11 protein-coding genes are annotated in these 11711 nt (G+C 64.5%); 7 read left to right on the forward strand and 4 right to left on the reverse strand.

Annotated elements, in window-relative coordinates:
• Positions 1 to 57: 57 nt before the first annotated feature.
• On the forward strand, positions 58 to 579 hold the full coding sequence (locus ABID26_RS23690) for a hypothetical protein (protein ID WP_292304624.1): 522 nt from the start codon (positions 58 to 60) through the stop codon (positions 577 to 579).
• Positions 580 to 635: 56 nt separating this feature from the next.
• Here ABID26_RS23690 and ABID26_RS23695 read toward each other — a convergent pair whose 3' ends face one another.
• Positions 636 to 2135 (reverse strand): helicase HerA domain-containing protein, encoded by a 1500-nt coding sequence (locus ABID26_RS23695; RefSeq protein WP_292342771.1) that lies wholly within the window; start codon positions 2133 to 2135, stop codon positions 636 to 638.
• Between the two features lie 426 nt (positions 2136 to 2561).
• Here ABID26_RS23695 and ABID26_RS23700 point away from each other — a divergent pair, with 426 nt between their 5' ends.
• Positions 2562 to 2816 carry a hypothetical protein gene (locus ABID26_RS23700; RefSeq protein WP_292342772.1) on the forward strand — a complete coding sequence of 85 codons (255 nt, stop codon included), beginning with the start codon at positions 2562 to 2564 and terminating at the stop codon, positions 2814 to 2816.
• Between the two features lie 239 nt (positions 2817 to 3055).
• Here the strand turns inward: ABID26_RS23700 and ABID26_RS23705 are convergent, their stop codons facing one another.
• Positions 3056 to 3541 carry a hypothetical protein gene (locus ABID26_RS23705; RefSeq protein ID WP_292302561.1) on the reverse strand — a complete coding sequence of 162 codons (486 nt, stop codon included), beginning with the start codon at positions 3539 to 3541 and terminating at the stop codon, positions 3056 to 3058.
• Positions 3542 to 3742: 201 nt separating this feature from the next.
• Between ABID26_RS23705 and ABID26_RS23710 the strand changes: the two genes are divergently transcribed.
• Both ABID26_RS23710 and ABID26_RS23715 read left to right on the forward strand, forming a co-directional pair.
• The gene (locus tag ABID26_RS23710; RefSeq protein WP_292302560.1) at positions 3743 to 4108 is read left to right on the forward strand and encodes a RidA family protein; all 366 of its coding nucleotides are present in this window, start codon (positions 3743 to 3745) and stop codon (positions 4106 to 4108) included.
• 29 nt (positions 4109 to 4137) lie between these two features.
• Positions 4138 to 5364 carry an amidohydrolase/deacetylase family metallohydrolase gene (locus ABID26_RS23715; RefSeq protein ID WP_292302559.1) on the forward strand — a complete coding sequence of 409 codons (1227 nt, stop codon included), beginning with the start codon at positions 4138 to 4140 and terminating at the stop codon, positions 5362 to 5364.
• A 156-nt stretch (positions 5365 to 5520) separates the two neighbouring features.
• Here the strand turns inward: ABID26_RS23715 and ABID26_RS23720 are convergent, their stop codons facing one another.
• Together ABID26_RS23720 and ABID26_RS23725 are read right to left on the reverse strand one after the other, a co-directional pair.
• Complete coding sequence (locus ABID26_RS23720; protein ID WP_292305012.1) at positions 5521 to 7311, reverse strand: NAD(P)/FAD-dependent oxidoreductase; 1791 nt, start codon at positions 7309 to 7311, stop codon at positions 5521 to 5523.
• Between the two features lie 214 nt (positions 7312 to 7525).
• Positions 7526 to 8473 (reverse strand): MurR/RpiR family transcriptional regulator, encoded by a 948-nt coding sequence (locus ABID26_RS23725; RefSeq protein WP_292304900.1) that lies wholly within the window; start codon positions 8471 to 8473, stop codon positions 7526 to 7528.
• A 276-nt stretch (positions 8474 to 8749) separates the two neighbouring features.
• Here ABID26_RS23725 and ABID26_RS23730 point away from each other — a divergent pair, with 276 nt between their 5' ends.
• The 3 genes from ABID26_RS23730 (at position 8750) to ABID26_RS23740 (ending at position 11690) form a co-directional block, all read left to right on the forward strand.
• The gene (locus ABID26_RS23730; RefSeq protein WP_126097928.1) at positions 8750 to 9583 is read left to right on the forward strand and encodes an ABC transporter ATP-binding protein; all 834 of its coding nucleotides are present in this window, start codon (positions 8750 to 8752) and stop codon (positions 9581 to 9583) included.
• Positions 9580 to 10440: an ABC transporter permease gene (locus ABID26_RS23735; RefSeq protein ID WP_126097927.1), complete on the forward strand. Its 861-nt coding sequence runs from the start codon at positions 9580 to 9582 to the stop codon at positions 10438 to 10440. The genes ABID26_RS23730 and ABID26_RS23735 overlap by 4 nt, the downstream gene beginning before the upstream one ends.
• Before the next feature lie 77 nt (positions 10441 to 10517).
• Positions 10518 to 11690, forward strand: coding sequence for an ABC transporter substrate-binding protein (locus tag ABID26_RS23740; RefSeq protein ID WP_126097926.1), 1173 nt, complete (start codon positions 10518 to 10520; stop codon positions 11688 to 11690).
• The last annotated feature ends 21 nt before the right edge of the window (positions 11691 to 11711 follow it).

The following is an 11711-nucleotide window of genomic DNA, read 5'->3' on the forward strand; positions in this document are numbered from 1 at the left end:
AGCGGCGCTTTTTGGCTCAAGGGATTTGAACCGTCCCTATCCCATGGGAGAAGCCCGATGGCCAAACGTTCGAGTGCAGGAGAAACCGAAAGAACCGTCGCAAGCGATCTTGCCGACGACGATCCTCGTCTTGCGTTCATCTATCAGGAGGCCGTGAGAGGTCTCACTCACCAGCAGACCGTCGTGGAGAACATGAATACTCGCGCCGGCAGCCTTATCTTTGCCACCGCATTCGCAAACTCGCTGCTCGGCGGTGCGGCCCTTTCCAACGGGCTTGGGCTGTGGGACTGGACCGCGGTGGCTCTCCTGTTCGGCATCGGCGGGCTGATCGTCTTCATGCTTTGGCCCTACCACCAATACGCATTCCGCTTCGATCCGGAGGAGCTGCTCAATCAATATGTCGATGGCGACAGGCTGGCAACGATGTCGGCCATGCATCGCGCGCTCGCCCTTCGCATCAAGGCGGACATGGCCGGCAACTGGCGAATTATCCAGCGGCTCCGTATGGCGTTGCAGATAGCGCTGCTCTTTCTGTTGCTCGATATCCTGGCCTGGCTTCTGGCGATCGCGGGCGTTTGAGCCAAAGTATTGGGGCAGTCAACGCATCTGTCCGGCATCCGCTACTGGCAGGTCCATCAGGCGGCCGAGCTGCCCTGCTCCTGCTCTTCGGCATTCGGATCGCCCGGCGCCGTCGCCCAGGCGAGTTCCACCAGCGTCACCGTGCGGCGGCCGGCTCCGTCGATCTGGCAGACGATGAGGCCTTGCTCCTCGATATAGTCGAGCAGCCGCCGCGCACGGCGCAACGAATGCGAGCCATAGGCCCGCGCTATCGCCGAGTCGCTCGGGCAGGGCCGGCCTTCCTTTGCCGCCCTCGCGATCATCATGAACACGCCCTGCATGTCCTCAGGCAGCAGCGAGGCGCGCACCGAAACGTCCCGCCACGCGTCATCCTCCGCCATGTCGGAACCGACACCGGCGCGGGCGCGCGTCAGCATGCGACGGAACTCCGAAAGGTCGGGCACGACCGAAGCGAGCCCCTCGATGCGGCAGCGGACGACGAACTCCTGATAGAGCACGCCGATGACGCGGAATCCCGCGTCGGGCTCGGCCAGGATGGCGCGCAGGATGCGGTCCATCCGCTCGCGCCGCTCGGCGAGATCCTCGGCGCTCGGCTGCGGCTCTGCCGGCTCCGGGCGGATGTCCAGTGGTGCGGCCTTGGCCGCCATCAATTGATCGAGGAGATCGGGCGAGGGCCGGCGCTGCGGCCGCACCGTCTCCGGCGGCGGCGCCGCCAGGATGATCGAACGCGCATCCTCGAGCGCCGCTTCCGGCAGCGGCATCAGCCGCGGCGTGCCGTTGCGTGGGCTCGTTTCCGTCGATCCGATCCGCAGGCTTAGCGGGCGGCGCGACAATGCGGGCCCGAGCGCCATGAAATGCCCCCGCTCCAGGTCGCGAAACGCTTCCGCCTGCCGGCGCTCCATGCCGAGCAGGTCGGCCGCGCGCGCCATGTCGATGTCGAGGAAAGTCCGGCCCATAAGGAAGTTGGAGGCTTCCGCCGCGACGTTCTTGGCGAGCTTGGCCAGCCGCTGCGTGGCGATGATGCCGGCAAGCCCGCGCTTGCGGCCGCGGCACATCAGATTGGTCATGGCGCCCAGCGAAAGCTTGCGCGCCTCGTCCGAAACCTCGCCGGCGGCGGCCGGCGCGAAGAGCTGCGCCTCGTCCACCACCACCAGCATCGGGTACCAATGGTCGCGCGCGACCTCGAACAGGCCGCCGAGGAAGGCGGCGGCGCGCCGCATCTGGTTCTCGGCGTCGAGTCCCTCGAGATTGAGCACCGTCGAGACGCGGTGGATGCGCGCCCGCTCGCCGGCCGCCTGCAGGCCCCGCTCGGTGTGCTCCTCGGCATCGATCACCAGATGGCCGTAGCGTTCGCCGAGCGAGACGAAGTCGCCTTCGGGGTCGATGATTGTCTGCTGCACCCAGGGCGCGCTCTGTTCGAGCAGCCGGCGCAATAGATGCGACTTGCCCGAGCCCGAATTGCCCTGCACCAGCAGGCGGGTCGCCAGCAGTTCCTCAAGGTCGAGGGCCGCCGACGCGCCTGCCGTCGTCTGCCCCATCTCGATTGCAACCGTCATCTCTCGACTCGACTAGTCTCCCTGCGCGGGAGCGGGCTTAGCAACCGGTGCGCGGTGCGTCGAGTATGGGTCTTCGCCGTCGGCACGATGTTCCACATCTAACGCTTGTCGTGCAAAAGTGCGCAGCGGTCTTGGGAAAACGACATGCGTAGTACAAGGATTTAAAGCGCGTCGCCTGAGCCCGTTTCAGCGTGACGTGCTTTAATGCATGTCGCGCAAAAATGCGCAGCGGTTTTGCGAAAACGACATGCATAAAAACAAAGACTTAAAGCGCGTCGCCTGAATCCGTTTCAGCGCGACGCGCTTTTAAGGGGCAAATGGCGGCAGGCTGTCGCCAATCGCTCTGGTCGGACCACCATTTTGCTGGCGCAATCCCACCATTGGCGTATCATCCTTTTGGAGAGGGTTCATGGCAGGAGGAGGCTAATGAGCGTCGCTTCGGAAGTGCCCGTCACGGACCCGACGGTGCAAGATCTTGTTTCCTCTGCGCTTTCGAAATTTCGCGCCGGCGACACCATCTCGACCCGCGCAATGCTCGACACCATCCGCCGATCCGGCCCAGCTTGCGAGGACAGCGACGACCATCTTATCGAACTGATCGTCATGGCTGCCGTTGGTAAGACCATGGGCGTCGTCTTCGACCATCGCTCGCCCGACGAGCGGTTGCCGCGCCTGTCTTAGACTGCCTCTTCGAGCCCCTCAGCTCTCAAAGTGGTCGCGCTCTTGGGTCTGTTGAGATTCAGGTCAGGCCGAGCCGAGAATGGTGGGCCTACGCCGGCCGTAGCCTTCATAGAGCGGAGACACTTATGAGGGCTTCGGCCGGCGAAGGCCGGAGCGGAGCGTACTTCAAGTACGTGAGCACCGGAAGCGCAGGAAGCCGCCATTCGCAGGCCGGCATCACCTGAATATCGACAGACCCTCTAGCTTCCCAGCGGATGCGGCATATAACCGACGAAACCGGCGATCTTCCAGCGGCCGCCGACCTTGCGGCAGAAATAGAGCGTCTGCCATTTGAGGCGGTCGACGCCGCCGTCGGCCTTGGCGACGGAACCATCGAACTTCTTGTGCAGCACCGCGCGATCGCCGTCGACGTCGATGTCGCGCATGTTGGTGATGCGGAACAGCGCTTCGCGCAGCGGCTCGGCGAATGTCGTCGCCGCGGTTTCCTTGGCCTGCCGCAGCCATTCGTCGCGATAGACCTCCAGCCTCGGGAACTGCAGCCGCCAGGCATCGGCATTGGCAAGGAAATGCGCATGCATGCCGAAGAAGCCTTCGGCGATGAAGTCGTCCTCGACCATCGACCAGTCCTGGCCGAGGAAGGCATCGATGTCTCGCCGCACCAGCATTTCCCACAGCACATGGCGGTCGGCATCGCCTTCCGGAAACGGATTCTTGTCGAAGATCATCGGATCCCCTCTCTCTTGTATCTGCAGGCGGCCACGAGTTGCCGGCCCGGCTTCGAGGCGCAGGATGCTCAGGCTTCTGTAATAAAGCAACATTGATTTTCGAAAAATGTTGCTTTCCAACAAGAGCTCTATGAGGATCACGCCGACAGGCGTAGACGGCTATAAGAACCGTCCCATCAAGTCGACAATCAGGAGGCTCACTTGCCCAAGCAGTGCTTTGGAAAATCGCATGTCCCGCTCTCGCCCGCCGTGCGTGCCGGCGATTTCGTCTATGTCTCCGGCCAGGTGCCGGTGGGCAGCGACGGGCTGGTGGTCAAGGGCGGCATCGCCGAGCAGGCCGAGCAGGTGCTGCAGAACGTCAAGGCGGCGCTGGCGCTGGCCGGCTGCACCATGGACGATGTGGTCAAGACCACCGTCTGGCTCGAGGACGCCCGCGACTTCGGCAGCTTCAATACGATCTATGCAAAGCATTTCCCGAATGACCCGCCGGCTCGCACAACCGTCGAATCCCGCCTGATGATCGACATCAAGATCGAGATCGAAGCGGTCGCCTACCGGCCGGTTTGATCGCGACCAAACGAACAAGGGAGGCGCCGATGCAGTTCGATCTGCTGATCAAGGGCGGCCGTGTGATCGACCCGACCTCCGGGTTGGATGCGCCGCGCGACGTCGCCATCGCCGATGGCCGCATCGCCGCGATCGACGCCGCCATCGATGCCGAGGCCGCCGCTGAGATCGTCGACGCGAGGGACTGCATCGTCACGCCGGGCCTCGTCGACCTGCACAGCCACGTCTATTGGGGCGGCACCTCGCTCGGCGTCGACGCCGACAGGCTCGCCGCCAAGAGCGGCACCACCACCTTCATCGACGCCGGCAGCGCCGGCGCCGGCAATTTCCTCGGCTTTCGTCGCCATGTCATCGAGCGCGCGAAGGTCCGTATCCTCGCTTACGTCAACATCTCCTTCGCCGGCATATTCGGCTTCGCCAAGACCGTGTCGGTCGGCGAATGCAGCGACCTCAGGCTCTGCGAGCCGCGCGAAACGGTGGCGGCGGTGCGCGAGCACGCCGATATCGTCGTCGGCGTAAAGGTTCGTTCCGGCAAACATGCCGGCGGCACCAGCGGCATCGCGCCGGTCGACCTCGCGCTCGAAGCCGCCGACAAGGTCGGCCTGCCGCTGATGGCGCATATCGACGAGCCGCCGCCCGGCCGCTCGGAAGTGCTGCCCAGGCTACGCCGCGGCGACGTCCTCACCCACTGTTTTCGGCCATTTCCCAACGCACCGGTCTTCGCGTCCGGCGCGGTGCGGCCGGATATGCGGCTGGCGCGCGAGCGCGGCGTCATCTTCGACATCGGCCACGGCATGGGCTCCTTCGACTTCGACGTCGCGAAGGCCATGCTCGCCGAGGGCCTGGCGCCGGACGTCATCTCGAGCGACGTGCATCTCTACTGCGTCGACGGCCCCGCCTTCGATATCCTCGTCTGCATGTCGAAGCTCATGGCGCTCGGCATGCCGCTGGTCGAGGTGCTGCGCGCGGCGACGCAGCGCCCGGCTGAGGCGATCGCGAGGCGCGAGCTCGGCATGCTTAAGGTTGGCGGCATCGGCGATGTCGCGGTGCTCAAATTGCTGCCCGGACGCTTCACCTTCGTCGATGCGGTCGGCGCCGCACTGGTCGCGGATCGGCGGCTGGTCTCCAACGGTATCGTCATCGGCGGCAAATGGTGGCCGAACGAGGCCGCGAACCACGATGAGACCGAGCGCTTCGAGGCGCATGCGCACCACACGCATGTCGAGGTTGCGGCGGGGCATTTTAGGCGCGGGTGATCTCCCCCCTCGAGGGGGAGATGTCGCCGAAGGCGACAGAGGGGGTCGCCGCGCGTGAAGCGCCAACCCTCGTCCGGCGCAGAAGGGCGAGCCCAGTCGGACCGACCCCCTCTGGCCTGCCGGCCATCTCCCCCTCAAGGGGGGAGATCGGCAGCTTCACCGTCTCGCGTTGCTCGGCTCGCCGTAAACCGGCGTGGCAATCCCCTCCATCCGCGCCTTGAGCTGCAGCGCCACGAACTTCGAGTAGAAGCGCGACAGCGCGAGGTTGCCGCCGTGGAACCACAGCGCTTCCTGCGCGGTCGGCTTCCACATGTTGCGCAGTTCGCCCTGCCACGGACCCGGGTCGCCCTTCACGCCGGAGCCGAGCCCCCAGCACGGACCGACCTCGTCGGCGACTTCGCGCGAGACGATCGCCGCCACCGTCTCGTTCATCGACTGGTAGCCGGTGCAGCAGACGATCGCGTCGACATCCAATTCGGCGCCGTCCTCGAAGAGAATGCCGTTCGCTGTCAGCGACTTGACGCCGACGCCGCTCTTCACCGCGATCTCGCCGTTCAGGATCAGTTCGCAGGCGCCGACATCGATGTAGTAGCCCGAGCCCGTGCGGTAAGCCTTCATCAAGAGCCCTGTCTCGTCCTCGCCGAAATCGATGGCGAAGCCGCTGTCGCTGAGCCTCTTGTAGAAATCCGCGTCGCGCTCGCGGATGACATCGTAGAGAGCCCGCTGGCCCTTGGGCACCAACGCGAACGGCGTCGAGGCTACGATCATGTCGGCCTTGTCGGTGGTGATGCCGCGCGCCAGCGCCTTCTCGGAAAAGATCTCGAAGCCGACCTCCATCAGCGTGTCGGACTTCACCACCGTCGTCGGCGAGCGCTGCACCATGGTGACCTTGGCGCCCGCCTCCCAGAGATCGACGCTGACATCATGGCCCGAGCTTGCAGCACCTATCACCGCGACGCGTTTGCCGCGGAATCTCTCGCCGGTGGAATACTGGCTGGAATGCAGGAGCTCGCCCTTGAAGGCATCGGCGCCCGGCAGCGCGATCTGCCGCGGCGGCCCGTAGGCGCCGGTGGCAAAGACGATGTGCTTGGGCCTCAGCGTGATGCGCTGGCCGACCCGGTCGACCACCACCGTCCAAACCTTTTCCGCCTCGTCATAGGCGGCGCTGATGCATTTGGTGGCGACCCAATAGTTCAGCTCCATGACGCGCGCATACATTTCCAGCCAGTCGCCCATCTTGTCCTTGGGCGTGAAGACCGGCCAGTTCTCCGGGAACGGGATGTAAGGCAGATGGTCGTACCAGACCGGATCGTGCAGCACGAGCGAGCGGTAGCGGTTGCGCCAGGAATCGCCGGCGCGCGCGTTCTTCTCGATGATGACGGTTGGAACGCCGAACTGCCGCAGCCGCGCCCCCAGCATGATGCCGCCCTGACCGCCGCCGATCACCAGGCAATAGGGCTGCTCGTGCACGCCGAGGTCGCGCGTCTCGCGGGCCCTGGCTTCCACCCAGGTTTCGCGGTCCGGGTCGGCCTTGTGGCGGATGCCGAGCGGCCGGCCCGGACCTTTCCGCTCCTCGAAACCCTTGAGCTCGCTCATCGCCGTGAACAGCGTCCGGCAGCGGCCGTCCTTGAGGCGCAGGATACCCTCGCCGCGCGCCACGGCCGTCTCGAAGCTGAGCCAGGCTTCGACGATGCCGTCGTCGACGCTCGCCTCCCCGGACAGACGCCAATGGGACGGCTGTGCCAAGGGCAGCGTCGCCTTCAGCATCTCGCGGACCGCTGCCTGGCCCTCCATGGTTTTTATGTTCCATGTGAAGGTGAGCAGATCGCGCCAGTAGCAATCCTCGACGAAAAGGTTGGCCGCCGCCTCGATGTCGCCCGCCTCGAGCGCCCGCCCGAAGGAGCCGAGCCAGGTTGCCGCCTGTTGCGATGGTGCGATGTCGAGCATTCTTCTTCGTTCCCTTTTTTAGTTCGAATTCCTTATCGAAGCCGGCGGCCCGGCCTTCCCTTCTCCCCTTGTGGGAGAAGGTGTCGCCGAAGGCGACGGATGAGGGGTGCTCCAGGGAAAGCCAGCGTCTCACTCCGCTGGAACACCCCTCATCCGTCTCGGCGCTATCGCGCCGATCCACCTTCTCCCACAAGGGGAGAAGGAAGAACCTGCCTCAATCGCCCAATGGCTCCATCTCCTTCCCTGTCCGATGGATCTGGGCGTTGTACTTGATGCGACGCACCGTCTCGCGCGCCGGGCCGTCGATCCTATATGCGGTCGCCACCGCAAGAAGGTCGATGGCCGCCAGAAAGGCGTAGCGTGAAGCGGTCGGCTTCAGCGTATCGGGATATTCGGGAACCGCCATGGTCAGCCGGACATCGCAGACGCGCGTCAGCTCTGTGTCCGGCGCCGTCACGCAGATCGCATCGGCGCGGTAGTGCTTGGCAAGCTCCACCGCCTCGATCAATTCCCGGGTACGGCCAGTTGCCGAGATCGCAATCACAAGATCGCCTGGCTTCAGCGTCGAAGCGGTCATGCGCATCAGATACGGATCGCATTGTGCGCTGATCGTGATGCCATAGCGGAACAGGCGGTATTGCGTCTCCTGCGCCAGCGCCGATGAGCTGCCGCCGAGCCCGAACACCGTCACCTGCCGCGCCTTGGCGATCAGTTCCGCCGCCTTCTGCAGCTGCCCGGGGTCGATCTGCCGTTCGGCCTCCTGCAGCGCGCGCCGCGCCTCGCCGAACACAGCACTCCAGAACGGCATGCCGCTGTCGCTGTTCGCGGGTCGGGGCTTGGTGCTGAGATAGAGCGCGCCGACGACCAGGCTCTGCGCCAGCTTCAGCTTGAAGTCGCGAACGCCCTCGCAGCCGATGGCGCGGCAGAAGCGGGTCACTGTCGGCTCGCTGACCCCGGCGCGCTGGGCAAGCGCGGCGTTGGAAGCGTCGACGGCATATTTGACGTCGTCGAGCACGACATCGGCGACGCGGCGCTCGGCCGGGCGCAGCTCGGCGTAGCTGTCCTTCACCTGCGAAATGATGTCCGGGATGCGCCTGACATGGTCGTGCCGGTCGTCATCCTCGTCCGGAATTCGCAACGCCTGGCTGTCAGTTTCGGTCATTGGCCAGTCCTTCCCTGCCCGCTTCTGGACCCACCATATTTGCGATTATCCGCCCGCTGGCCATAGGCAATCAACCGGGGTGAGTATGTAGGAAAGTAACACACACTGCAAGTTGGTCGAAAATGAAGAAAAATCAGACGCTTAGATAAGAACTGATTGAGCCTGATTGCGTCAGTCCTTTGTCGCCGCTTGACAGTAAAGTAGGATAGTTACAGACTGATTTCGCGGACAGATGGGGGCCTCCGGCAACCCATCGCGCAGTCTCCGAGGGGGAGCATGAATACGGGCAGCGCAAGAACGCCGAAGCTCGGCGTGCAGGCAGCGAGCAAGGTTTACAACACGGCCTCCGGCGATCTCCTCGCCCTGGACCGCTGCAGCCTTGATGTGCACGCCAACGAGATCGTCTCCATCGTCGGTCCTTCCGGCTGCGGCAAGACCACGCTCTTATGGTCGATGTCGGGCCTGCACCGCCTGACCAGCGGCGCGATCCTGCTCGACGGCAAGGAGATCACCGGCCCGCGGCCCGAGATCGGCATCGTCTTCCAGGAAGCGAACCTGCTGCCCTGGCGCAACCTCGACGCCAACATCAACTTCCCCTTCGAGATCAAGGGCGAGAAGCCCGACCGCGCCTGGATCGCGCATCTCTTGAACCGCGTCGGACTCGACGGCTTCGGCGGCAAGTTCCCGCGCGAGCTTTCCGGCGGCATGCAGCAGCGCGCCGCGATCGTGCGCGCTCTGGCGCTGAAGCCCTCTGTGCTTCTGATGGACGAACCCTTCGGCGCCCTCGACAGCTTCACCCGCGAGGAGATGAACCGCCTCGTCGAGGAGATCTGGCTCGACACCAAGACCACCATCGTCTTCATCACTCACAGCATCGAGGAAGCGATCTTCCTCTCCGACCGGGTCGTGGTGTTGACCACCCGGCCGGGCCGTGTCGCCAAGATTTACGATGTGCCGTTCCAGCGGCCGCGTTCGCTGGAGATCATGGCGACCAAGGAAGTCTTCGACCTCACCAACCGCATCAAGATGGACATCGTCGGCGAGCGCCGGCCGAAGGGGCCGGAACAGCCAGAACACAAGAGCGCTGAAATCGTGAGGATCAGGCCGTGAGCGGGGGCGACGCCATTCCGGAATTCGCAAAGACGAAGTCGGGAGCCAAATCAGGCGACGGCCAGGATGTCAGCCTCACCAATCTTTCCGCCTTCGCCAGCGGTCCCGGCATCAAGTCCGGCGCCGAGGTGGCGGCGATCCTCGCTGTCGCCGTGGTGATCATAGGCGGCATCGAGCTGGCGCTGCGCATCTTCCACGTCCCGCAATACATCATGCCGCCGCCGAGCTCGATCGTTTACGCTCTATTCGACGAGTTCCCGCTGATAGCCCCGCATCTCGGCTACACGCTGGTCGAGCTCGTCTCGGGCTTCGCCATCGGCGCCATCGTCGGCCTGGTGATGGCGGCCGTGATCACGCAGTTCCCCTTCGCCGAAAAGATCGTCGCGCCTTATATCCTCATCCTCGTCACCACGCCGATGCTGGCGCTGGTGCCGCTGCTCATCTTGCGCTTCGGCTTCGGCTATACGCCGCGCATCATCGCGGTGGCGCTCGCCGCCGGTCCGATGGTGATGATCAACGCCGCGACCGGCTTCCGCCGCGTCGACAGCGCCAAGATCGCGCTCGCCCGCTCCTATGGTGCAAGCACCTTGCAGATCTTCTGGAAGATCCGCGCGCCGATGGCGCTGCCGATGATCCTGGTCGGCCTGATGATCGGCGCGATCTTCGGGCTGCTCACCGCCGTCGGCGCCGAGATGGTCGGCGGCGGCTTCGGCCTCGGAAACCGGCTCACATCCTATTCGTCGATGATCCAGATGCCGCAATTCTTCGCGGTGGTACTGATCCTGTCGATCCTCGGCATCCTGATCTACGTGCTGTTCTTCCTGATCGGCAAGAAATGGGCGAGCTGGGAGACGTAAGCGCGGAAGGATGATGCCGCCCGGGAGGCGGGCGAAGGCGAGCAACCAATAAAGGGCAATCAACAAAGGGGAATGCGATGACCAACGAAAGCTCATTCGACACAGCGACAAGAGCAGGCATCAGCCGCCGCTACTTCCTGCAGGTGACGGCGGCCGGCGTGGTGACCGCCACAGCGCTCGGCGCATCAGGCCTGAGAGCCAGGGCCGCGGCCTATGAAAAATTCACCTGGATCTCGCCGCGCGGCACGCTCGAGGTGCTGGACGACTATCCCTACTGGTCGGCCAAGAAGGCCGGCTATTTCGGTGACCTCGCCACCGACATGCAGCCGGGCCCGTCCGACGGCACCGCGACCGTGAAGTTCGTCGATGTCGGTCAGGCCGACATGGGCTTCCCGTCGCCCGGCGTCTTCTCCTTCGCCATCCAGAACGGCATGAAGCTGAAGTCCGTCTTCCATATGGGCGCGCGCGACACCTTCAGCATCGCCTTCCGCAAGGGCCAGGGCACCAAGAACCTCAAGGACCTCGAAGGCAAGACCATCCTGCTCGGCTCCGCCGCCTGGCAGGCGATCACCGATCCGCTGCTTGCAGCACAAGGCGTCGACATCAAGAAGGTGAAATATGTCGAGGCCGGCTGGCCGACCTGGGGCACCGCGCTTGCCGGCGGCCAGGGCGATGCGGCACTCTCCTGGGAAGGCCTGCGCGCCGAGTGGATCGCCAAGGGCCTCGACTTCGAGTACTGGCTGGGCGTGCAGAACTCCAAGTTGCCGGCCAACACCTTCGTGGTCCGCACCGCCGATCTCGAGGATCCCGACAAGAAAGCCTTTCTGGAAAAATACCTGCGCGGCTGGGCGATGGGCCTCGAATTCGGCTACCAGAACCCGCGCGCGGCGGTCGAAGCCGTGTTCGATCAGTTCCCGACTCTGGCCAAGAACCTTGGTCCTGAGCTCGGCACCACCTCGATCCTTCAGCAGATCAACGTCTTCCGCGGCGACATGGACAAGCGCGGCGGCTGGGGCTCGCATGACATGGCGAGCTGGCAGGGCTTCTTCGACGAGATCCTGAAGATCGGCCAGATCACCGCGCCGGTGAAGGCCGAGGACGTCTGCACCAACGACCTGATCCCCGCGGCCAACGACTTCGACAAAGCCAAGGTCAAGGCGGACGCCGACGGCGTGAAACTGTCAGAAGGCTTTGCGGCGCTCGACGTCGAAAAGATCAAGGCGCACCTGTTCGACTCGGCGGTGAAGTGAGGGTGCAGAAAGAGGGCAAAG

It is taken from the genome of Mesorhizobium shonense, assembly GCF_040545255.1.
In the GTDB taxonomy this organism is placed as follows: Bacteria; Pseudomonadota; Alphaproteobacteria; order Rhizobiales; family Rhizobiaceae; genus Mesorhizobium; species Mesorhizobium shonense.